Annotated in this window: 19 protein-coding genes; 13 read left to right on the plus strand and 6 right to left on the minus strand. The window is 58.5% G+C overall.

The features are described from left to right. The first annotated feature begins 28 nt into the window (after positions 1-28). Positions 29-937: a cytochrome b5 domain-containing protein gene (locus FY034_RS04350; protein WP_265554011.1), complete on the plus strand. Its 909-nt coding sequence runs from the start codon at positions 29-31 to the stop codon at positions 935-937. A 3-nt stretch (positions 938-940) separates the two neighbouring features. Here FY034_RS04350 and FY034_RS04355 read toward each other — a convergent pair whose 3' ends face one another. The 4 genes from FY034_RS04355 to FY034_RS04370 all read right to left on the minus strand — a co-directional run bounded on the left by FY034_RS04355 (position 941) and on the right by FY034_RS04370 (position 2833). Beyond that, complete coding sequence (locus FY034_RS04355; RefSeq protein ID WP_265554013.1) at positions 941-1375, minus strand: PAS domain-containing protein; 435 nt, start codon at positions 1373-1375, stop codon at positions 941-943. 4 nt (positions 1376-1379) lie between these two features. After that, entirely contained in the window at positions 1380-1661 is a 282-nt protein-coding gene (locus FY034_RS04360; protein ID WP_265554015.1) for a cytochrome c3 family protein, read from the minus strand. A gap of 234 nt (positions 1662-1895) precedes the next feature. Continuing rightward, positions 1896-2348, minus strand: a complete 453-nt coding sequence (locus FY034_RS04365; RefSeq protein ID WP_012469125.1) for a ferritin-like domain-containing protein — start codon at positions 2346-2348, stop codon at positions 1896-1898. An 11-nt stretch (positions 2349-2359) separates the two neighbouring features. Continuing rightward, positions 2360-2833 (minus strand): peroxiredoxin, encoded by a 474-nt coding sequence (locus tag FY034_RS04370; protein ID WP_265554017.1) that lies wholly within the window; start codon positions 2831-2833, stop codon positions 2360-2362. Positions 2834-3041: 208 nt separating this feature from the next. Between FY034_RS04370 and FY034_RS04375 the strand changes: the two genes are divergently transcribed. The 10 genes from FY034_RS04375 (at position 3042) to FY034_RS04420 (ending at position 16968) form a co-directional block, all read left to right on the plus strand. Continuing rightward, entirely contained in the window at positions 3042-4433 is a 1392-nt protein-coding gene (locus FY034_RS04375; RefSeq protein WP_265554019.1) for a sigma-54 interaction domain-containing protein, read from the plus strand. Between the two features lie 415 nt (positions 4434-4848). Next, on the plus strand, positions 4849-5118 hold the full coding sequence (locus tag FY034_RS04380) for a chaperone NapD (RefSeq protein WP_265554020.1): 270 nt from the start codon (positions 4849-4851) through the stop codon (positions 5116-5118). After that, positions 5099-7411 (plus strand): molybdopterin-dependent oxidoreductase, encoded by a 2313-nt coding sequence (locus tag FY034_RS04385; protein WP_265554021.1) that lies wholly within the window; start codon positions 5099-5101, stop codon positions 7409-7411. Before FY034_RS04380 ends, FY034_RS04385 begins: the two co-directional genes overlap by 20 nt. 93 nt (positions 7412-7504) lie before the next feature. After that, a complete protein-coding gene (locus tag FY034_RS04390; protein ID WP_265554023.1) occupies positions 7505-8167 on the plus strand; it encodes a MauM/NapG family ferredoxin-type protein in 663 nt (220 codons plus the stop codon). After that, positions 8157-8975, plus strand: a complete 819-nt coding sequence (napH, locus tag FY034_RS04395) for a quinol dehydrogenase ferredoxin subunit NapH (RefSeq protein WP_265554025.1) — start codon at positions 8157-8159, stop codon at positions 8973-8975. Before FY034_RS04390 ends, napH begins: the two co-directional genes overlap by 11 nt. Beyond that, the gene (locus FY034_RS04400; RefSeq protein WP_265554027.1) at positions 8975-9277 is read left to right on the plus strand and encodes a hypothetical protein; all 303 of its coding nucleotides are present in this window, start codon (positions 8975-8977) and stop codon (positions 9275-9277) included. The genes napH and FY034_RS04400 overlap by 1 nt, the downstream gene beginning before the upstream one ends. Further along, complete coding sequence (locus tag FY034_RS04405) at positions 9274-9636, plus strand: 4Fe-4S binding protein (protein WP_265554028.1); 363 nt, start codon at positions 9274-9276, stop codon at positions 9634-9636. The genes FY034_RS04400 and FY034_RS04405 overlap by 4 nt, the downstream gene beginning before the upstream one ends. Next, positions 9629-11305 carry an ammonia-forming cytochrome c nitrite reductase subunit c552 gene (locus FY034_RS04410; protein WP_265554029.1) on the plus strand — a complete coding sequence of 559 codons (1677 nt, stop codon included), beginning with the start codon at positions 9629-9631 and terminating at the stop codon, positions 11303-11305. The genes FY034_RS04405 and FY034_RS04410 overlap by 8 nt, the downstream gene beginning before the upstream one ends. 147 nt (positions 11306-11452) lie before the next feature. Beyond that, positions 11453-14260 (plus strand): hybrid sensor histidine kinase/response regulator, encoded by a 2808-nt coding sequence (locus FY034_RS04415; RefSeq protein WP_265554030.1) that lies wholly within the window; start codon positions 11453-11455, stop codon positions 14258-14260. 5 nt (positions 14261-14265) lie between these two features. Then, positions 14266-16968 (plus strand): EAL domain-containing protein, encoded by a 2703-nt coding sequence (locus FY034_RS04420; protein WP_265554032.1) that lies wholly within the window; start codon positions 14266-14268, stop codon positions 16966-16968. Between the two features lie 11 nt (positions 16969-16979). Here FY034_RS04420 and FY034_RS04425 read toward each other — a convergent pair whose 3' ends face one another. After that, positions 16980-17771: a polysaccharide deacetylase family protein gene (locus FY034_RS04425; protein ID WP_265554034.1), complete on the minus strand. Its 792-nt coding sequence runs from the start codon at positions 17769-17771 to the stop codon at positions 16980-16982. 9 nt (positions 17772-17780) lie between these two features. Further along, the gene (locus tag FY034_RS04430) at positions 17781-19943 is read right to left on the minus strand and encodes a transglycosylase SLT domain-containing protein (protein WP_265554036.1); all 2163 of its coding nucleotides are present in this window, start codon (positions 19941-19943) and stop codon (positions 17781-17783) included. An 86-nt stretch (positions 19944-20029) separates the two neighbouring features. Here FY034_RS04430 and FY034_RS04435 point away from each other — a divergent pair, with 86 nt between their 5' ends. After that, entirely contained in the window at positions 20030-23176 is a 3147-nt protein-coding gene (locus FY034_RS04435; protein WP_265554038.1) for an ATP-dependent helicase, read from the plus strand. A gap of 41 nt (positions 23177-23217) precedes the next feature. After that, positions 23218-23388 carry a hypothetical protein gene (locus tag FY034_RS04440; protein ID WP_265554039.1) on the plus strand — a complete coding sequence of 57 codons (171 nt, stop codon included), beginning with the start codon at positions 23218-23220 and terminating at the stop codon, positions 23386-23388. Positions 23389-23478: the final 90 nt, after the last annotated feature.

The following is a 23478-nucleotide window of genomic DNA, read 5'->3' on the forward strand; positions in this document are numbered from 1 at the left end:
CTAATCGCCGGAGAGATCTGATCATACCATGAAACGCTCATTGTTCTGCATCGTCGTGTTCATGTTGCTCTTAGCGCCCGTTGCCGGTTTTGCCACGGAAGAGTACGCCCGGCAAACCGGCTTGGCCTGTGCTGCCTGCCATCTGGACCCCGGCGGTGGCGGTGAACTGACCGCTATCGGCAAGGCGTTCAGCAACAGGCAGCATGCCCAGTCGCAGCCCAGTCAGATGACAGCGGCAACAAAAGGGTTCCGGTTCGTGGTTGGCTACCTCCATATGCTGACCGCTATCCTCTGGTTCGGTACGATCCTGTACGTCCACCTGGTGCTGAAGCCGGCCTATGCCGCTGGGGGCTTACCCCGTGGTGAGGTGCGGGTCGGCATCCTGTCGATGCTGGTCATGGGCCTGACCGGCCTGGTGTTGACCTACTATCGTGTCCCCTCCTTGGATGTCTTGCTGCATACCCGTTTCGGCCTGTTACTGCTGATCAAGGTCGGGTTGTATCTGGTCATGGTCTCGTCGGCCGCTGTGGTGGTTACAGTAATCGGTCCGCGGCTCAAGCGAAAGATGCAGGCGCCCCCCACGCCGGTTACGGGCGGCGATATGACCAGCACCGAGCTTGCCGCCTGCGACGGCAAGGCGGGACGGCCAGCCTACTTTGCCTACAACGGCCTGATCTACGATGCAACCGCCAGCGCCCTCTGGAAACAGGGCCAGCACATGGCGCGACATCAGGCCGGTATGGATCTGAGCGAGGCGCTGAAGCTGGCTCCCCATGACGAAGACCGTGTACAGCGTTTGCCGGTGGTCGGCAAACTGCTTGCCAGCCGCGAGGAGAAAACCCCGTTGCACCTGCGGGTCTTCTACACCATGGCCTACATGAACCTGACCATCGTGTTTCTGATCGTCCTGATCCTGGCCCTCTGGCGGTGGGGGTGATGATTACCCTGCTGCCAGTTTTACTTCACACTCCGCCAGCCGCTGTTTCAACTCCTTTTCCTTCAGCCAGCGCTCGGTCACGTCCCGCATGATCGAGGCGCAGCCCTGCATCGTGCCGTTTTCATCCTTCAGCAACACCATGCTGAACTCCAGCGAAACCTGGCTGCCATCTTTGCGGATACCGGGTGACGAGAGTAGGCCGGTCTTATACTTGGTCTCGCCGCTGGCCATCACCCGGTGGTAGCCCTCCCAGTGCCGTCCGCGCAGTTTTTCAGGAATAAACAGATCCAATGATTGGCCAATCGCCTCGTCGGCCGTGTAGCCGATAATTCGCTCGGCACCGGCATTCCAGTAGCAGATGATCCCTTCCCGGTCGGAGATCAGGATGGCATCCTGGGAAAGATCAAGCGTTTGCTGTAACAATACCGTGAGTTCCATTTTTTTACCTCCCTTGTTTCTGAAATGTTCCATGGCACGCCAGGCAGACCTCCTCTGTCTGGCGCCGCTTCAGCAGGCTTTCCCTGTCTTTGGGCTGCCCTTTGCCCATCAGTTTTGCTCCCATCTTGTGGCAGCCAAAACAGCCCTGCCCCTGTAGTTCCTTATGCATCTTGACCATAGCCGGGTTCTTGCTGTGGCAGACGGTACATTCAAAGGCTGCGACAGGCGGTGCAAGCAGCAGCATCAGTACCAGCAACATGCTTCTTGTGGTTTGTCTGTTTTTCATGCCATTTGCATAGCACAACAGGAAGGGAATGGTGTTGACCGAAGTCAAGTTTAGGTATTGTTGCTATGTCTGGTTAACTGCTGATTGATAGCTGGTTTCCGAATCGGAAACAAACAATTTCTCATCCGGAGTTTCCAGATAGAACTGGTTAAGGCGGTAGGAAGTCCCTGCAGATAAAAAGGCCACCGCTAAGCTGCAGGTGGCCTTTTTCGTGGAGATGGCTGGAAGCTGAAATTAACCTTCGGTCAGGACCTTTTCATCGTAGAGCGCCTCAATCTTGCGCCGGTGGCCCAGCTCAACCTCGGCAAAGGTCAAAAGGGTCTTCTGCAGCTTGGGGTCTTCAGTCATACCGGCCGCAGCCTTGTAAAGCTGGTATGCGCTCTCTTCCGCCTTCAGGGCAAAGGTCAGGATCTCCTGATAGCTCATCTGGGGGTGAAAGGGGACATCCTTCAGATACTGGCCGATGGTTGCCTCAGGGATCTTGCAGACATTGACCTCTTCGATCTTTTCCGGATCAACCTTGGAAAAAACCTCCTTGTGTGTTGCCTCTTCCTGAGCCAGCTCTTCAAACATCTTGCGGGCCGCCGGACTTACCGTCAACTCTGCAGCACGCTTATACATCTGGTAGGCGGTTTCCTCTCGTTCAACCGCAAAGTCAACCACTTCCTTAAGGGAAATAAAACTCATCGACTCCTCCTTTATTCACAGTGAAAATCTTTAATATACGCAAGCACCTGGGCCGGATGCTGCTCGGCCTTGGCCACTTTGGTCCAATGTTTTCTGATGATACCGTCTGCGCAGATCAATACGGTGGAGCGGATTACACCGGAGACCTGTTTGCCGTACATCATCTTCTCGCCAAAGGCGTGATAGGCCTTCATCACGCTGGCATCAGGGTCAGACAGCAGCACCATGTTCAGTTCATGATTGTCAATGAAGCGCTGATGTGAGACCAGCGAGTCGCGGCTGATTCCCAGCATGACAAAACCAAGTTTTTCAAACTCCGGCTTCAGGTCACGGAAACCGGCAGCCTCCTTGGTGCAGCCAGAGGTGTTGTCCTTGGGATAGAAAAACAGTAACAGACGCCGTCCCGCATAGTCCTGCAACCGGTGGCGTTTGCCGTCACTCCCCTCCAGGTCAAAGTCCGGGGCTTTATTGTCAATGAGAGTCATGTCTGCTCCTCAAATTCGAGTAAATAAGACTAAATATGTATACACTATACATCAAAAAAGTCAACATTGGCTAGCACACCTGCCGCGTTGATCGGAACTGCGGCTTGTTTCAGCCGGTTGGACAAAGACAGGGCAGGCCCGACCGGCCAAGTTGTGCGTGCAATTTTGAGATAGTGATGTTACTTTTATGTAACGAGGTGCCAGTGCCATGCAAGAGCTGACAACAATTTATCGTGATATTCTTGAAAGTATGGCGGAGGGGATCATCTTTGCCGATGCTGATGACCGGCTGACCTTTATCAACCGGACGGCCGAGGATATCCGGGGGATCAAGGCCCGTAATTTTATCGGACGGACCATTTTGTCGGTGCACTCACCCAACTCAGCCAAGCGTATCAAGGAGTTGTTGCAGAAACTGCGGGACGGTTCCATCAAACAGGCCCGGCGGGTGATTGAGGTAAAGGGCCGCTATTTTGAAAACAGTTATTATCCCGTGACCAGCCCTGACGGGGGCTATCAGGGGACGTTGCTGATCAGCCGTGATGTTACCGAACGGCAGCAGCTGCAGCATGAAAACCAGTCACTCAAGCAGCGGATGGCCTGCGGCAGTTTTGGCGGATTTGTCAGCATCAGCTCATCCATGCTGCCGGTGTTTCAGACCATTGGAGCCGTGGCCGGACTGGAATCAACGGTGCTGATCACCGGTGAGAGCGGTACCGGCAAAGAACTGGTGGCTGCGGCCATACACCGCAACAGCGCCCGCAAGGAGCGGGCAATGGTAACGGTCAACTGTGCGGCACTGCCGGAGCATCTGGTGGAATCCGAACTGTTTGGCTACCAGCGTGGTGCCTTTACCGGTGCTGTCAGCAACCATCGCGGTAAATTTGAGCAGGCAGACAAGAGCACGATCTTCCTGGATGAAGTCGGTGACCTGCCGGCCAATGCCCAGGCCAAGCTGCTGCGGGTGCTGCAGGAACGGACCGTCAGCCGGCTGGGCAATGAAAAGGATATCCGGGTGGATGTCAGGATCATTGCGGCAACCAATCGCAACCTGCAGCAGATGGTGGCGGATGGCCTGTTCAGAGAGGATCTTTATTACCGCCTGAATGTGATTTCATTGCCGGTGCCCCCTCTGCGGGAGCGGCGTGAGGATATCCTGCCCATGGCGGAATACTTTCTGAAAAAATTCAGTGAGCGGATGGAACGCCCCCAGTTGGGAATTTGCGAGGCAACCCGGGCGGTGCTGCTTTCCTACGACTATCCCGGCAATGTGCGTGAGCTGGAGCATGCGATTGAGCGTGCCGTGGCACTCTGTCCCGGCTCCTGTATCTCTCCGGCGGATCTGCCGGAACAGTTTGTGGCTGCCCGAAGCTCTGGTGGCCCGGACTGGCAACAGCCCCTGTCAGTACGGGCCGGCGATCAATACCGACCGGATGATGCCGCTCCTGCCACCCTGGCCAATGCCCGTGAAGAGTCGGAGCGCCGTCTGATCCTTGACGCCTTGGTCAGGACCGGCGGCCGCAAGGCAGAGGCCGCAAAACTGCTGAATATCTCCCGTAAAACCCTCTGGGAAAAGCTGAAGTTGATTAACCAAACGTAACGTTTTTTTAGTGCTGTGTTACCGAATGGTAACGTAAACCCGTCCGCCTCTCCCCTCTCTGGTTTTGTCTCCTCAAAAAAAGTTAGCTAAATCAGGCTACTGGCCCTGTTTAGGAAAGTTGGCACAGCTCCTGTATACGTTGTCTATGCTGCCTGTGGTGTGTTGCGCATTTTTTGTGCATGACCGGCTTGCAGATTCAACGTTCGGTGCTACCCTTGAATCTGTCCGGGCCGGTACATGGATTGAGGGACCGCTAGCAGGCTGTTGAAAAACTACTGTGGTGCCCGTCTACGGCGTTGCGCGGTGCTCGCTCCTTCGCCTAACTATCTGTTATGTCTCAGTCGCTGTGCGCCGTGCGCCTTGTAGCCGAGCTTCCTCGTGACGTTTTTCAACAGCCTGCCAGAGTGAGGTGTGTATGCCTGTTTCAGGTGTGGTACTGAGTTGCAGACCGGGAAAAGAGACCCAGGTTGCAGAACTGGCCAGGCTGGTGCCTGGCGTTGAGGTGCACGGGGCGCTGCCTGACGGGCAGGTCATTGCAGTGATTGAGGCTGCTTCGGTCCAGGCCGAGGTGGACATCGCCTCACAGCTTGAGCAGCTTGATGCGGTTATCAGTGTGCAGGTGGCGTACCATAACTTTGAAGATGTAACCCAAGAAGGAGGCGCAGATGGAACTGACGAGGCGTGATTTCCTGAAGGCCAGTGCGGCAGCCGCCGCCTTTGCAGCAGCCGGGGCACAGGCACTTGCCCCCCGCTTGGCTTCTGCAGCCGATGACAAAGGGATCAAGTGGGGCAAGGCGCCCTGCCGTTACTGCGGCGTTGGCTGCTGTGTGCTGGTGGGGGTCAAGGATGGCAAGATCGTTGCCACCAAGGGTGACCCGGCCGGTCCGGTCAATAAGGGGCTCAACTGCATCAAGGGCTACTTTCTCTCCAAGGCGCTCTACGGCAAGGATCGTCTGACCCATCCACTGATCCGTAAGGGTAACAAGATGGTCAAGGCCAGCTGGGATGAGGCCTTGAACCTGATCGCAAGTAAGTACAAGGAGGCGATTGCCAAGAACGGCCCTGACTCGGTGGCAATCTACGGCTCCGGGCAGTGGACCGTGTTTGAAGGCTATACGGCGGTCAAGCTGTTCAAGGGGGGGATCGGCACCAATAACGTCGAGCCCAATGCCCGGCTCTGTATGGCCTCGGCAGTGGTCGGCTTCATGAATACCTTTGGCGCCGACGAGCCGATGGGCTGTTACGATGACCTTGACCTGGGCGATACCTATATCCTCTGGGGCGCCAACATGGCAGAGGCCCACCCGGTACTGTTTTCACGTCTGATTGATAACAAGCTGAAGAACAAGAAGGTCAAGATCATTGATATTGCCACCCGCAGAACCCGTACCACCCAGATGGCGGACGAATATATCCCGATGGTCCCCCAGGGGGATCTGGCTGCCCTGAATGCCATTGCCCACGTCATTCTGCGCGACAAACTGTACGATGAGTCCTTTGTCAAGCAGCACGTCTCCTTCAAGCGGGGTACCGAGAACCAGCCCTACGGCCTGAAGGATAAGGAAAGCCCCAAGGAAGAGCCCAAACCGCTGACCTTTGACGAATACAAGCAGCTGATGAAGCAGTTTACCCCGGAGTGGGCTGAAAAGCTGTCCGGGATACCGGCCCAAAAGATTGAGCATCTGGCCCAGCTGTATAGTGACAAAAGCCGCAAGGTCAATTCGCTCTGGACCATGGGGGTCAACCAGCATGTGCGTGGTGTCTGGGTCAACAACCTGATCTATAACCTGCACCTCTTAACCGGCAAGATCTGCAAGCCGGGGGAGAATCCGCTCTCCCTGACCGGCCAGCCTTCTGCCTGCGGCACAGCCCGTGAGGTTGGTACCTTTGCCCATCGCCTGCCTGCCGACATGGTGGTGATGAACGAGGCCCACCGCAAGAAGACCGCCGAGATCTGGGGCATTGATCCTAAAAAGATCTCGCCCAAGGTCGGACTGCATACGATGGAGATGTACCGTGCCATTGACCGTGGTGAGCTGAAGTGCCTCTGGATCCAGTGTACCAACCCGTTCCAGTCGATCCCGAATCTCTCCCGCTACCGTAAGGCTGCCCAGGCCCGCAAGGCCTTCATTGTCGTCTCCGACATCTATCCCACCAAGTCAACCGAGATCGCCGATGTGATCCTGCCCTCTGCCTCCTGGGTTGAGAAAGAGGGGGTCTTCGGCAACACTGAACGCCGCACCCAGCACTGGTTCAAGATGGTGGAACCGCCCGGCGAGGCCAGAGAGGACAGCTGGCAGCTGATCGAGTTTGCCAAGCGGCTTGGTCATGGCAACCTCTTTCCTTACAGCCCAAAAAACTTCTACAAAGAGATGTGGGAAGAATACCGCAAGTTCACCATCGGCACCGGCAAGGACCTGGCCCCCTACGAAACCTACTACAAGGTGCGCGGACTGCGTTGGCCGGTCAAGTCCAACGGTCAGGAAACCCGCTGGCGTTATACCGATGCTGATGATGCCTATGTCAAAAAGGGTGAGGGGATCAAGTTCTACAAGGCGCCGGGCAACAAGGCCACGATCTGGTTCCGTCCCTACGAGCCGCCGGCAGAGAGCCCGAATAGCGAGTATCCGTTCTGGTACTGCACCGGCCGGCTGCTGGAACATTGGCATACCGCCACCATGACGGGCCGTGTGCCGGAGTTGAAACGGGCCATGCCGGGGGCAACCCTGGAGATGCACCCGGAAGATGCCGCCCGGCTGGGGATCAAAAACCGTGACAAGGTCAAGGTCAGTTCCCGTCGGGGATCGGTCGTGCTGACGGCCGAAATCAATGGCCGCGGCAAACCGGAGAAGGGTAATGTCTTCACCACCTTCTTTGATGAGACCAAGTTGATCAATGATCTCTGTATTGATGCCTTTGATCCGCTTTCCAAAGAGCCTGATTTTAAAAAGTGCGCGGTGAAGGTTGAGAAGGCGTAACCCCTCAGTCCCCCCTTGGCAGGGGGGACGATAGAGCTCCCGTCTGAACTCCTCACCTGACAAGGTGCGGTCGGGAGGGGTGAAAAGGTGTGTATGGATTCTGACGCAAAAAATACCGGCATCAGCCGCCGCCTGTTTCTGAAGGGCAGTATCCTGACGCCCCTGGCCCTTGCCTTGGGCGGTGCCGCCATCTCTGCGGTCTATCTGCGGCCGGCCCAGGCGCGGGGCTTCTACCTGCGCCCGCCGGGGGCGATTGAGGAAGCGCGTTTTCTGGCTGCCTGCGTCAAGTGCGGCAAGTGTGCCCAGGCCTGTCCCTACCGATCGATTGTCATGGCTGGTGGCGAGGCCGGTGTCGGGATCGGTACGCCGCACATCGTTCCCCGCGAGAACCCCTGTTACCTCTGTCCGGACCTGCCCTGTGTCAAGGCCTGTCCATCCGGTGCGCTGGATAAACGGCTGACCGAGGTGGAAAAGGTACGGATGGGAACAGCGGTAATCATTGACCGGGAAGGCTGCCTCTCAATTCGCGGCCTGCGTTGTGAGGTCTGTTACCGCCAGTGTCCCCTGATCGACAAGGCGATTACCATTGAGAACCGGCACAATACCCGCACCGGAGAACACACCATCATGGAACCGGTCATCCACAAGGATAAATGTGTGGGCTGCGGCATCTGCGAAAAGGTCTGTGTCCGGGAAAAACCGGTCATTGCTGTCCAGCAGCGGGTGACGGAACAGAAGGACTTTTATGAATTTTAAGCCGTGGGGTATAGCCCGTTGCACGGTGCAGCTGCTGATGATCGCCTTGCTTGCCTCCCCCTTGGCCGGCCTGGCGATCTTCAGGGGGAACCTGGCAGCAGCAGAGCTGCTGGGTCTTCCCCTGGCTGATCCGCTGGCCTTTCTGCAGGCTCTGCTGGGAGGACGGGTCTTTGTGTTCTCCTATCTGGTCAGCGCCCTGCTGGTGGTAGGCTTCTATTTTCTACTTGGTGGACGTGCCTTCTGCGGCTGGGTCTGTCCGGTGGGGCTGATCACCGAACTTGCCGATCGGTTGCGCAGGAGGCTGGGGAGTGGCAACTCTACGCTGCCGCTTACCTTCAGCCGCTGGAGTCTGGCACTGGTGTTGCTGGTGGTGATGGCCACCGGGGTTCCGCTGTTTGAACTGTTCTCACCGATCGGCATTGTCAGCCGGGCAGTGGTGTTTGGGACGCTGCTGCCGTTGTTGCTGGTGGCAACCATCCTGCTGGTGGAGTTGCTGGTGGCCAGACGGGTCTGGTGCCGTTCGCTCTGCCCGCTGGGCGGGTTCTACAGCCTGCTGGCCCGTATAAGTCCCGTTCGGATCGGATTTGTTGCCGATCGCTGTACCCATTGTAATGATTGCCTCAAGGCCTGCCCGGTGGAAGAGGTGCTGCAGCCCTCTCTTGAGCTAAATCATCCCCAGGTGGTCGCCGGAGATTGCACCCGTTGTATGGCCTGCCTGGACGTCTGTCCTGCAAAGGCTCTCAAGATTTTAGTCGGTTATCAACCGCTCTCACTAGACGCAACAGACCCCCTCAAAGGAGGCCGATGATGAAACGTTCTGTGCAGCTTGTATCCCTGATCAGCTGTCTGCTGCTGCTGGCCCTGGTTCCTGTCTATGCCGACGAACAGCCTGAACCGGACCTGGCTGCCGATGCCGTCAAGGCGGAGAAGCATCCGCCGGTCATTCCCCATGCGGTGCAGGATGATGCGGACGGTGCGACCTGCAACGGTTGCCACACCGGCAGTTTCAAGGCACCCCATCCGGATCGTCTGAACTGTACCCAGTGTCATGTGCCGGGTGAGGTCAAAAAACCGGTGAAAAAAGGTGGCAAGAAGGCGGTTAAGAAGTGACGCTCTCCCGTAAGGAGTTTTTCCGGCAGGGGATCTTCTCTCTGGGCGACACCCTGCTGAAGGCCACCGGCATACTGCAGCAACCGGCTGCGGGCGCCGAGGACGATGCTGTTGAACTGCCCCACGGAGATCAACCGATGGTGGCGGTGCCGCGCAATGAGCGTTGCCTGGCAAAAAACTGCGGTTGTTTCAGCTGTGTGGAAAAATGTGAACAGCAGGCAATTGTGGTGGTGATGGGTGAGGGAATCAGGATTGATGCAACCCGTTGCAACGGCTGCGGCAGCTGTCTGTATGTCTGTCCGGTCACCCCCAAGGCAATTACGCTGCGGGTACGCGCTGAATTGAGTTCAGGTGAATAGTTTCACCAACATCCAGAAGAGAGGAGAATACGGTACGCTGAAACAGAGACTGGCAGTTGCAGCAAGTATTGTCGGGCTTGGCGCCCTGTTGGCGATTCCTTCGCTGGCAGCACCCAAGGCCAAGCCGGCAGCCAAGCCTGCCAACGACGGACGCGAGCAGTGCTACATGTGTCACACGGAGGTAAAGGCGCTCAAGGAGGCATCCAAGCATGCTGCTCTGGCCTGTTCGGTCTGCCACGAGAAGACCAAGGAACACCTGGCCAACCCCGGCCCGGACACCAGGCCGGTGACCAAGCTTGATCCGGCTGTCTGCGGCTCCTGTCACAAGAATCAGTACAGCAGTTTCTTTGATGTTCATTATCCCGAAGGTGGCGCCCGCAAAGAAAAGGGCACCCCGGTTGGCCGTTCACCAATGCAGGATAAACTGCTGGCTCCCTACGGCTTTACCTTTGAGCATAACGAACCACGCGGACACGCCTACATGGTGATCGATCAGTTTGCCGTAGACCGTTTCCAGGGTGGCCGTTATCAGTTCAAGGGCGGTTGGAAGAACTACGCCAAGAACGGCAAGACCTGGGATGTGCTGGAAGACAAAGGTGAAAGCTACAAGTTGACTGAGTCTGCCATGGCCGGCAACCCCACCTGCATCCAGTGCAAGACCTCAGACCTGGTGCTGAAGTGGAAGTATCTCGGTGAAAAGGGTGGCAAATGGGATCGCACCTCAAAGGTGACCGAGGTGGTCAAGGATGTACATAATCCGGTGGGCTGCATCGAGTGTCACGACCCCCATGGCGCCAAGCCGCGGGTGATCCGCGATGCCCTGATTGCCGCTATTGACAAGGACCCGGCCAAGAACATCTTTGCCAAGAATGGCAAGACCGACCTGAAGGTGGTCTCCTTCCGTGACGGCTTCCGTAAGATCGGCGTGATGGAACAGACCGATTCCCGCATGATGTGCGCCCAGTGCCACGTGGAGTACAACTGCAACCCCGGCGCCCAGTGGAGTGATGGCAAGCCGGTGACCTTTGCCTCAAACCGCACCAATCACTTCCCGCTCAAGAATGCCAAGCAGTTGTTGGCTCACTACAAGCAGCTGGATTTCTTCGACTTCAAGCATGCCGTCACCGGCGCTCGTCTGATCAAATTCCAGCATCCCGAGGCCGAGACCTATGCCGGTTCAGTCCATGACAAGGCCGGTGTGCAGTGCCACCAATGCCACATGCCCAAACAGAAAGGCAAGGACGGCAAACCGTTCTCAACCCACGGCGTGGTCAAGCCTATTGATAACGTGAAAGCGTCCTGCATCACCTGCCACCCTGGTGACAGCGTTGCCAAGAAAAAATGGCAGATTGACACCATCCGTAACTACACCAAGGGCAAGATGCGCAAGGCCGAGTACTGGCTGAGCCAGCTGATTGACACCTACCAAACTGCCGCCCGGGCCGGTGTGGCTCCCACCATCCTGGATCAGGCCCGCGCCAAGCATGAAGAGGCCCACGTGCTGTGGGAATACTGGACCGCCGAGAACTCGGACGGTTTCCATAATCCCGACCTGGCTCGTGAGACCCTGACCGCCTCCATCGCCGCTTCCAAGGCGGGTGTGAAGGTGTTGAACGATGCGCTGATGGTTGCCAAGCAGCCGGAGAAGAAGGAAGAACCGAAGAAGTAAGTTAACAGTGTGTTTTGAAACGCCCCAGCCAGATGGCCGGGGCGTTTTTTTGTCTAAGGACGGCGCATAATCTGCTCCGGAGCGGCTTGACAAGCAGGAAAGCTGTGAAACAATTATGACAGCAGGTATTTCATCAGGGGTCATCCCATGAATCACCGCACGTTGATCGCCGGCCTGCTGTTCGGTGGCGCCGGTTTTCTGCTCAATCTCCTGACGCTTGAGCTGTTCCTGGAGGTCCGCTTCCTCTTTGGGTCAGTGCTGGTGTTGTATGCCCTGTTGCGCTACGGGCTGGGCACGGGCCTGCTGGCCGCGTTGGTTGCCGCTGGCGCCACGGTTCTGCATTGGCACAATCCCTGGAACATCCTGATCTGGGGCGCCGAGGCGCTGGTGGCGGGGCTGCTCTGGCAGCGTCGAAGGATCGAGCTGCTGCCGGCGGTAATGCTGTATTGGTGTACCTTGGGCATCGCCTTGATCTGGCTGTTTTACCATCAGGTGATGGGACTGGCTCCCCAGACGACCCTGATGATCGGGGTCAAGCAGGGGGTCAATGGCGTTTTCAACGCCATGCTGGCCGAAGGGCTCTACTATCTGGCGCGCATGAGGCGGACGGAAGGTCGTGAACTGCCGTCATTGCGCAGCCTGATGTTGCTTATGATGCAGGCCCTGGTACTGGTGACGGCCCTGGGGCTGGTGTACTACGACAGCAGGTCGCAGTACCGGCAGCAGACGGAAAACCTGCAAATACTTACCCAGCGGATGGGGGAGCTGAGCCGGTTCGCCCTGGCCAACTGGCTTGATCAGGAACAGCAACGGATCATCGTCCTGAAACGTCTGGCGGGCGATCCCGGCAGCACACCGCCGGCAGTCATGCAGCAAAGGCTGTATGACCTCCATACCGGCCTGGCCAGCGTCAAGCGGATGGGGGTGCTGGATCGGGCCAACATCACCCGGGCCTTTTCACCGAGCGTGGATGAATTCGGCAGATCGACTATCGGCATCGACCTGTCGGATCGTCCCTATATTGGGCCACTGCATCACGTCGGCGAGCAGCTCGTCTTTGATGTAATCATGGGCAAGATCGGCGCGCCCGGCCCCCGCCTGATGATCCTGGCTCCGGTGCATCGCTTTGGCCAGTACCGGGGGGCGGTCTTCTCGGTGTTGTCGCTGGACTATCCCACGGCTCTGCTGAAAAGTGTTGTTGCCCGACGTCCGATCCAGGTTACCCTGGTGGATCGCCAACGTCGGGTAGTGGTCAGCACACGTCAGGATCTGCAGCCGTTGCAGCCGTTTGTCACACCAGCAGGGGGGACCTTCAAGCCGATCAATGAAGGGCTCAGCCAGTGGATTCCCAATCCGGTGCCCGGCATCGGCGCCATCAAGCGCTGGCTTGGTTCCTACTACCTGACCGAGGCCCAGGTGTCGCCCGAAACCGGCTGGCGCGTGGTGGTGGAGGGGTCGCTTAAGCCCACCATGGAGGTGCTGAACAGGCGCACCTTTCAGTCGCTGTCCATCGTGGCCGGCCTGATTCTGGTGGCGGTCTGCCTGTCTCGCTGGTTCGCCTTCCGCCTGGTAAAACCGCTCAGTGAGTTGGGCGGGGTCAGCAGCGAACTGCCCGCCAAGCTGCGAAGCGGCGAGCCGATTCTGTGGCCCGATCCCAGCACCAGCGAGGTGGCCGATCTGCTGGAGAACTACCGTACCGCTGCTGACGCCCTGGAGGACTCATTTCACGAGCTGCAGACCCTCAATAGCGACCTTGAACAGCGGATTAACGAGCGTACTGCAGAGCTGCAGCAGGCGCAGCAGGCGGCCGAGGCTGCCAATCAGGCCAAAAGCGAGTTTCTGGCCAACATGAGCCATGAAATCCGCACCCCGATGAACGGGGTGATCGGTATGACGCAGCTGCTGCGGTTTACTGAGCTGACATCGGAGCAGGAGGAGTATCTGGCCAGCATCGAGCTGTCGGCCAACAACCTGCTGGCACTGATCAATGACATCCTTGATCTGTCAAAGATCGAGGCCGGCAAGGTGGAACTGCACGCCACTGATTTTTCCGTGCGCCGCTGCATACAGGATCTGATCGCTACCCAGCGGACCCGCATTTTTGAAAAGGGGCTGCAGGTGGAGGTGAACATCGACGAGCAGGTGCCTGATCTGCTCTATGGCGATCAGTTGCGCTGCAAGCAGATCCTGCTCAACCTGTTGGGTAATGCCATCAAGTTCACCGAGCAGGGCAGTATAACCATCACCGCTTCCCTGGCGTCCCGGCAAGGTGACACGCTCGTACTCCGCCTGGAGGTTGCTGATACCGGCATCGGCATGACGCCGGAGGCCCTGGAGCGTATCTTTAAACCGTTTGAACAGGCTGACAGCTCCACCACCCGGCAGTACGGCGGCACCGGTCTGGGGCTGTCGATCAGCCGGAAGCTGACTGAGTTGATGGGAGGGCGGATCTGGGCCGAAAGCGTTGCCGGATCAGGCAGCAGCTTTTATCTGGAACTGCCGTTTCTGCTCAGTCGCAAGAGGAGCGTTCACAATACGGCAGATCGCCTTGATCCGCAACTCCTCGTCCGTGTCACGCCTCTCGCCATACTGGTGGTTGAGGATAATCCGGTCAACGCCAGCTTTATCAAGACGCTGCTTACGCGGCTCGGGCATCGGCCCCTGGTTGTCGGCAACGGCCAGGAGGCGCTCGATGCCCTGCAGAAGGACGCCTTCGACTGCGTCTTGATGGACCTGCAGATGCCGGTCATGGACGGTTTCCAGGCCACGGAGGCCATTCGCGCCAATGAACGGGAGACGACTGCCGGCCACCTGCCGATCATCGCCCTGACCGCCCATGCCTTGCGTGGAGATCGGGAAATGGTGCTGGCACGGGGCTTCGACGGCTATGTGGCCAAGCCGGTGGAGTTGAAGCTGTTGGCGGAAGAGATACTGCGGGTGACAAGGAGGCAGTAGCAACGATGTTGCATAACGATTGGCTGGCTGTAGGTGAGGTGTCAGTGCGGCAAAAGTTTGATAAAAAATTCCTCTCGCAGTGGGTGTTGCTACTCGTAGCGCTGGTGCTGCTGGGTGGTGCGGTGGTCCATAACCTGTACAAGATCCATCGCGATATTATGGCTGGTGAACGTCATCGTTTGCTGAGCCAGGCGCGGGTTGTCAGCGATAACCTGACGGTTCAGATAGCTGTCGCCGATCGGGTCATCACGTCGCTGTGCAGCGAACTGAGCAGGCGTGACCCGGCTGAGTGGCAAGCGATTGTTGCAGAGAAAGAGATGAAGCTGTTTCGGGATGTACTGCCTGGCATCAGGGTGCTTATCGCCGTTGATGCTCGTGGCCGGATACGGCTTTCCAATCGGAGCGAACTGCTGGGCCAGCAGGTGGGACACCGCGATTACTTTCAACATGCGCGTGATGCCCGAGCTACAGATGCCTTGTTTGTCTCCGCTCCCTTTCGTGCCTTGCTGGGCGCCTGGAGCGTTATGCTGGTGCGTATTGTCAAGTCGCCTGACGGCTCATTTGGGGGGATAATCGGCGCCACCCTCAATCCTGACTACTTTCAGACCTTGCTGCGCTCGGTCAACTACAGCCAGGATATGGTGACCGCCATCGTCCACGGCGATGGCCTGATCTTCACCATGGAACCGAACCGGGTGGAGCTTTCCGGCAAGAATCTCAACCTGCCGGGCACCTTTTTTTCGGCACACCTGGCAAGCGGTAATCAGGAAAACCTCTTCAGCGGCACGCTGTACGCCACCAACGATCAGCGCTTGATAGCCTTCAAGACCTTTCAGCCGGAGCAGCTGCAGTTGGATAAGCCGTTATTGGTGCTGGCCGCACGACGGCTGGATGCGATTACGGCTGACTGGCGTACCCATGTCCGTCACCAGGCGGCAACCTTTCTGGCCATCGCCCTGATTTCTGCCCTGGCCCTGTTGCTGTACCAGCGGCGCCAGCGCCAATTGATGCAGCAGGCCGAAGCGGTCAACAACCATTTGCGCAAATTGCAGTTGGGTATTGAAAACAGCGCCAGTGGCGTCCTGATCACCGATGTCAATGGCACCATCGAGTACGTCAACCGCAAGTTCACCCAGGTGACCGGCTATCAGCCTGAAGAGGCGATCGGTCGCAACCCCCGTATCCTCAAGTCGGAATCGACTCCCCGCGAAGTGTTTCAGGAGCTGTGGAGCACGATTCTGCGGGGCGAAGAGTGGCACGGCGAGCTGCTGAACCGGCGCAAGAACGGCGAGGTCTACTGGTCGGTGGCCTCAATCAGCCCTCTGCGCAACGAGGCCGGGCAGATTACGCATTTCATTGCCAACGTCGAGGATATCAATGAACGTAAAAATGCCGAGGCCACCATTGAGCGGCTGGCCTATTTCGATCCCCTGACCGACCTGCCCAACCGTCGTATGCTGCAGGACCGGCTGGAGCAGGCCATCAAGCGGAGCCGACGTCAGGATACCGGCATGGCGCTGCTGTATATCGATCTGGATCGTTTCAAGCATGTCAACGACAGCCTGGGGCATCCAGCCGGCGATCGCCTCTTGAAGGAGGTGGCCCGCCGATTTGTGGCCGTGCTGCGGGACGATGATGTGGTCTGCCGGCTTGGTGGCGACGAATTCGCCGTTATTTTGCATGATGTGCAACACGAAGAGGATGTGGTGCCGGTGGCCAGCAAGTTGCTGCGTATCGTGGAAGAGCCGGTGGTACTGGAGGAGGGAGAGCTGTTTGTCAGCGCCAGCATCGGGGTGTCGCTCTATGCCAAGGATGGCGAGGACGCCAAGACGCTGGAAAAACATGCTGATATGGCCCTGTATCACGCCAAGGAGGAGGGCAAGAACACCTTCCGCTTCTTCCGTGAGGAGCTCAATCGTGTGGTGCAGGAACGGATCACCTTTGATCAGGGGTTGCGACATGCCTTGGCGCGTCAGGAACTGCGGCTGCATTACCAGCCGAAGATCGCCCTTGCCACCGGCCGGGTGGTGGGGGTGGAGGCGTTGTTGCGCTGGGAGAGCAGCGAGTTTGGTATGGTCACCCCCGATCGCTTTATACCGCTGGCTGAAGAGAACCGCTTTATTGTGCCGATCGGTGAATGGGTGCTGCGCACCGCCTGCCAGCAGCAGGTGTCTTGGCAGCAGCAAGGGCTGGATCTAAGTGTGGCCGTTAACCTCTCGGCGGTGCAGTTCAAGACGCCTGATCTGATCGAGCGGATTGCTGCCGTGATTGCCGAAACCGGCATCAGGCCCGATCGGCTGGAACTGGAACTTACCGAGAGCGCCCTGGTTGATCAGCCGGATGAGGTTGTGCTTCTGCTGGAACGTCTGCGGGGGCTGGGTTGCGGGGTTTCGATCGACGACTTCGGTACCGGTTACTCTTCACTCAGTTACCTGAAGGCATTCCCGGTGTCGGTGTTGAAGATCGACCGTTCCTTTGTGCAGGATCTGGCCGACGATAGCGGCGATCGGGCCATTGCCCAATCAGTGGTCGATATGGCCGACAACCTCGGTATGCAGACCGTGGCCGAAGGGGTTGAAACCATCGAGCAGCATGAGATTCTGCGGCAGATCGGTTGCACCTTTGTGCAGGGGTTCATGTACGCCAGACCGCTGCCAGCGGAGCAGATTCCTGACGTTGTTGCCGCTCTTGAGGCAGCAGCTTCCTGAAAATATAAGGGTTACTGCAGTTGATAATCCGACAACCGGACAAACCGGAATCCCCGTTTTTTGAGCAGCGGTATGGCTGCCATGATGCCGGCGCCGGTACCGGCCTCGGGGTGGTTCATGTGGGCGATGACGATATCGCCAGGTTGTGAGGAGAGCAGGGCCGCTTTTACCTTGTCAGCCGGCAGGGTGGCGCCCGCATCGCCCAATACCGAAAACCCGATCACATCATGGCCCAGCCGGTTTGCCACCTGTACTGCCAGCTCGTCGTAATAGGCGGTGCCGGAGCGGTAATAGCGTGGCCTTTTGCCGCTGATCCCTTCAATTTTGCGGGCGTTCAGCTCGATCTCCTCCACCAGTTCCCTGATGTTTTTGGTCCCGTCAATGCCGTAGACCGAGCGGCCGTTGATTGAGGCCGGTTTGTGCCGCATCCCGTGGTTGGCGATCTCGAACAGCGGGTTGGCAGCCAATTGCTTGAACAGCTCCGGGTTGGCATCGATCCAGCGGGCGTTGATGAAGAGAGTGGCAGGGATCTGCTGCTGTGTCAGAAAATCAATCAGTTTTTGGTCAATCCCTTTTCCCTTGGGAGAACCGCAGGCATCCAGTGTCAAGGCCAGCACTTTGTCGCCGGTGGCAAGCCGGGTACGGACACCGGTGCTGTTTTCTCCCCACTCTTGAGGGGTTTTACCGGCAAACTCCTTTGCAATACGGCTGCTCAGTGCCTGGAGCTCTTCCGACGGGGCTGCGGTCAGCAGGGTGGTGACAACCAGCAGCAGGGCAATGGCACATATGGCTATTTTGGTCATCTCTGGCTCCTATTGAATCCGGTAGAGTGAACGGTAGACCGCCATGTAGGCCACGATCTTTTTGACGTAGTCGCGGGTCTCCTGATAGGGGATGTTTTCAACAAACTCATCCCTGGGCAGATCGCCAAAGGACTTGCGCCAACGGTTAACCGCCCCTGCTCCGGCGTTGTAGGCGGCCAGGGTGTAGACCTGATCCTGATGATACTGGTTCAACAGCTCCCGCAGATGCTTGGTGCCCAGCCTGATGTTGTATTCCGGGTCAACCAGCCAGAGCGGGTTGTAGTTCTTACCCTTGTAGCCGGCTGTCAAACGGGCTGTTGCCGGCATCATCTGCATCAGACCGATCGCCCCGGCAGGGGATTTGACATCGGCCCGAAAGCTGCTCTCCGCCTTGGCCAGGGAGAGGACCAGGGCATCTGACAGGCCGTTTGTGGTGCTGTTGCGGCTGAACAGATCAGCATAGGGACGGGGGAACCCAAGCGCCCAGAACGGCAGGGTGGAGCGGTCAATAACAGCCGGACGGTTCTGGTGAAAGGTGACAATCGAACCGTGCAGGTCGCCGGCAAGGTTCTGCAGGCGGGCCATGCCCGGTGCGGTCTCCTTGTCCGGGCCCTTGGCCTTGAAGACGGCCAGCTCGGTACGGGCCTCCTCCAGTATTCCCAGGGATGCCAGTGCCTGAACCCGTTGGCTACCTTCGGGCAGTGCCGGTTCGGGAGTCCCTTCCGGCAACGCCATCCAGCCGGTCGGCTTGCCGCTGCGTACCCGGTGCCAGGCTGCGTAAAAACCGTAGGGGAACTCACCCAGCAACTGCTTGTAGGAACGCTCGGCATCTGCCGGTCTGTTTTGCCGTTCCTGGCAACGGGCATACCAGTACAGGGCCCGTTCGCGATAGAGCGTATCCTTGAACAGCGGCTTGAAACTTTCTGCAGCAGCAGTCAGGTTGCCTGCCAGATACTGTCCCCAGGCCAGCTCCCAGCCGGCCCGGGGAATCAGGCTGGATGCGGGGAAATCCTTGATCAGGCGCTGTAGGATCTGGGATGCATCGGTGTGGCGGCCGTTGTGTTTGTTGATCAGGGCTGCCTCCAGCAGGGCATCATCGGCGAGCGGCCCTTTTTCAGAGGCGAGCGCCAGCAGACGGGCCAGTGCCTTTTCAGAGCCGCCCTGCCGCTCTTCCACCCGTGCCAGCGTCAGTCTGGCCTCATCCCTGGTTGTCGTGCTACGGGCAGCAGCGGCCCGTTTCAGGAATGGTTCAGCAAGGGAGTAACGGCGCTGTTTGATTGCCGCCTGGCCTGACTTCAGTTCAATCTGTGCCAGCAGTTCTTCAGGCAGGTTGGTACGCGGGATGCCGGCAAAGGCCCAGGCCGCTGCACTGGGCTGATTGTTGGCAAGCAAGAGCTGCCCCCGCCGGAACTGTTCTTCTGCCGTAAAGGAACCGGCATCCTTCTGTCCCCGCTTCTCCAGCGCCTTTAGACGCTCCATGACCTTTGAGGCGGGGTTTGAGGCAGGGTGTTGCAGATAGATGGTGCGATAGAGCTGGACCGCTGCAGGCAACTCGTTCAGCCCCTCCTGGCAGAGGGCGGTCTGAAACAGGGCATCAATATGATCCCTGCCCAGGCTGTGCCGGGTGGTGAACTGCCGGTAGGCGGCCAGGGCCGCCTTCAGGTCACCCGCTTCAAACAGGGCGTCGGCTGCCAGTTTCTCCATCCGGCGGCTGACGGCCGGTGTCGGTGAGCGCTGTGCTGCGGCAGTGGCAGCGGCAGCCGCCTCGCGGTACTGCCTTTTGCCGAACAGGGCATCGGCCTTCAGGGCTGCTGCAATATCCGCCAGCAGTGGATAACCGCGCTCGGCATCGGCCAGATAGCGGATCGCCTCGTCATACCGTTTCAGGCGCAGGGCCGCCTCGCCGGCCACCAGGTTGCGGGGGCCGTCGGCAGGTGCGCCGGCGGCGGCCTGCAGCGCCTCTTGATTCTGGTTGTTACGTAGTAAGCTGGCGGCCTTGCGGAGTTGGTCGTTGCCGGTTATGGTGGAACCGGCGCAGGTCAGAGTTGCCGTGGCGGCCAGCATGGTCAGGGAGGCTGCCAGAAGACGATGCAGTTTATAGGTCATAGCGGTACGGTAGTCCTGTGGAGGGTGATCCGGTTTGTTGTACTGGTCTCTTTTCAGTAACATCATGCGGCTGTCAGGTCAATGGTGTGAACCGGGTTTTTCAGCTTTCACTCCCGGCCTGTTAAGGTATACTCCACCGGAGCGAGGTTTTCATGAACAGACTGACCACTGATTTCAAGGCCGTCTACCAGCGGCTGAACCAGGCCCAGCGCAAGGCCGTGGACACCCTTGAAGGGCCTGTGCTGGTGATTGCCGGACCCGGAACCGGCAAGACCGAGATTCTGGCGGCCCGGATCGCCAATATCCTGCGGACCACCGATGCGACACCGGAGAGTATCCTCTGTCTGACCTACACCGATGCCGGCACTGTGGCGATGCGCAGCCGTCTGCTGCAGTTCATCGGCCCCAATGCCTACCGGGTCGATATCTTTACCTTTCATGCCTTCTGCAATCTGGTGATCCAGGAAAATGCCGACCACTTCGGCCTACGCAGCCTGACCACCATCTCGGAACTGGAGCAGTTCCGTTTTGTGCGGGAGATTATTGATGCCTTTCCCCATGAGCATCCCCTGACCCGTTCCACCGGCGATATCCATTTTGAGTCGGATCGTCTGCTGGCCTTGTACGAGATCATGAAGAAGGAGGACTGGTCCGCCGATTGGCTGGCCGCCCGGGTGGATGCCTATGCCGCCACCCTGCCGGATAATCCTGATTTTCTCTATAAACGCCAGACCAGGGCCGGTGATGGTACGGTCTACAGGAAAGGCGCTCTGAACGAGCGGAAGCTGCGGGAGGAACTGCGTAAACTGGAACAGTTGAAGGCAGCGGCCCGCAGCTTTGATGACTACCAGCAGTTGCTGAAAGAGCGGGGACGCTACGACTTTGCCGACATGATCCTCTGGTGCAGCGCCGCCTTCAAGCAGAATGCCGACCTGCTGGCCAGCTATCAGGAACGCTACCTCTACCTGCTGGTGGATGAGTTCCAGGATACCAGCGGCTCCCAGTTTGAGCTGCTGATGCAACTGGCCGATTACTGGGATGCCCCCAACCTGTTTGTGGTGGGGGATGACGATCAGTCGATCTTCCGCTTCCAGGGGGCCAGCGTCGAGAACATCCGGCGTTTTGTGGAGCGTTACCGCCCGTCACTTACCACGGTTACCCTGACCGACAACCACCGTTCCTCGCAGCTGATTCTGGACGGGGCAGGGGCGTTGATCGGCCGTAATCAGGAACGTCTGAGCGATGAAAAGCAGCTGGTCGCCATGAACCCGGAAGTGGCCGCACTGCCGGAACCGCCGCAACTGGAGGGGTACGCCACCCTGGCCCATGAGACCGTGGCGATTGCCAACCGGATCGGGGCGCTGCTGGATGCCGGGGTGCTGCCGGAAAAGATTGCGGTGATCTACCGCAATCACAGCCAGTCAGAGGAGATCATCCGTTACCTGACAGCCCGCGGGGTGGCGGTACAGACCCGGCGGCGGGCCGATATCCTGCAGGAACCGCTGATTCTCAAGCTGATGAACGTGCTGCGCTATCTGGCTGCCGAACTGGATCGGCCCCATTCCGGAGAACGGCTGCTGTTTGAGATCCTGCATGAACCCTGGTTTGGGGTGCCGCCTCTGGCCCTGGCCAGACTGTCGGTGGAGATCGCCCGGCACCGGACCGAGAAACGTCCCAGCTACTGGCGTGATCAGTTGCCGCTGCGGGGAATGGACAAGGGGCAGCAGGCCCTGTTTCCGGCCAGCGATGACCTGCATCTGCGCCAGGCCGGTGAGACCATTGAAGAACTGCTGCGGGATGCTGCCACCATGACCCTGCAGGAGCTGCTGCACCATGTCATTACCAGGCTGGGGATTCTGGCCCAGGCCCTGTCGGCCCACGAACGGGTCTGGCATCTTGAGCTGCTGAACACCCTGTTTGACTTCGTGCGGGAGGAGACCGCCAAACAGCCGCTGTCTCTGACCGAGCTGCTGGCCATGCTGGCTGATATGCAACGCCAGGGGATCAGTCTGGCCGTGGAAAAGCTCAGCTATACCGGCGCCGGGGTCAACTTCCTGACCGCCCACGGTTCCAAGGGGTTGCAGTTTGACCACGTCTTCATGCTGGGCTGTACCCGTGGTGTCTGGGACAGTGCCTCCCGCAACCGTACCTACAGCATGCCCCCCACCATCTGGTCCGGCCCGGCCGGCAGTGAGGAGGAGGAATCGCGCCGTCTGTTCTATGTGGCCATGACCAGGGCCCGCAAAGAGCTGGTGATCTCCTGGCCGGAGCGGGATAACAAGGAAAAAGAGCTGGAGAAGAGCCGTTTTGTGGCTGAACTGGCAGAAAGCGGGGCCGGCAGCATCCGCCAGAACGTGCTGAGTGACGAAGAACTGCTGGCCTTTGGCAATGCCGTGCTGCAGGCAATGCCGGCACGGCTTCCTGCCGCACTGATTGACGACGCCTTTGTGGACAGCCTGTTGCAGAAGTATTCCTTAAGTGTCACACACCTGAACAGCTATCTGCGTTGTCCGCTCTCCTTCTACTTCAACACCCTGCTGCGGGTACCGGCTCCGATGAGTTCTGCCCTGACCTTTGGCTCGGCGGTCCACCACGCCCTGGAACAGCTCTTCCGCAAGATGAAGGCGGATCCAACCGGCCGGTTTCCCGCTGCGGAGGTCTTTGTGGAGGATTTTCGCTGGTTCATGCGCCGGCATGAGGAGGGTTTTACCCCGGCGGAGTTCAGGCGCCGGCTGGAGTATGGCGAGACGATCCTGCCCGGCTTTTACGCTGCCCACCATACCGGCTGGAAGCGGGATGCGCTGGTTGAGTACCCCTTCCGCAACATCCTGATGGACGGTATCCCGCTGAACGGTAAACTGGATATGCTGGAGTTTTCGGGCAACCATGTCACGGTGGTGGACTACAAGACCGGTAACCCCCAGAACGCACGCAAGAAGCTGAATCCGCCTGACCCGGAGAAGGTCGCCAAGGCGCTGGCTGAGGGCAGGGAACCGAATGATGATGACCGACTGGGCGGGGATTACTGGCGACAGGCGGTCTTCTACCGGATTCTGGTGGAACATGAACCCCGCCGTAACTGGGTTATGACCTCGGCCCGTTTTGAGTTTGTTGAGCCGGAAAAGGAAAGCGGCGAATTCAGGTCGGCCCGTTTTGAGGTCTCGGACGATGAGGTGGCCCAGGTCAGGCAGCAGGTCAAAGAGGTCTATGCCAGGATTCAGGCCAAGCAGTTTCACAACGGCTGTGGCAAGCCGGAGTGCGAGTGGTGCAGCTTTGTAAAGCGGTTTGAAGGACGCTGACGGCACTGCTGGGGATTTTGGGTGTTACAGCGGTAAGGAATATGAGAGCACTGGGACTGACAGTTGAGGTTGCAAACAATTTGTTTGCGATCTTTCACCTGCTGCGTAACAACAGCAACAAATTCGGCCAGATCAGGGACGGTGATCAACAGCTCTGCGGCATCGTCACCCGTAAGAAGCAGATTATTGACTGGCTGGGAGGTGCACATTGAGAGAAGAACGTTACCGGTGTCATGCCCCGCAGGCCTGGCCTGCCCAGTTCCGGCGCAGCCATGCGGGCCGGGGACCGGCAGGAGCCTGAA

Source organism: Trichlorobacter lovleyi, assembly GCF_015239775.1.
Taxonomy (GTDB): domain Bacteria; phylum Desulfobacterota; class Desulfuromonadia; order Geobacterales; family Pseudopelobacteraceae; genus Trichlorobacter; species Trichlorobacter lovleyi_B.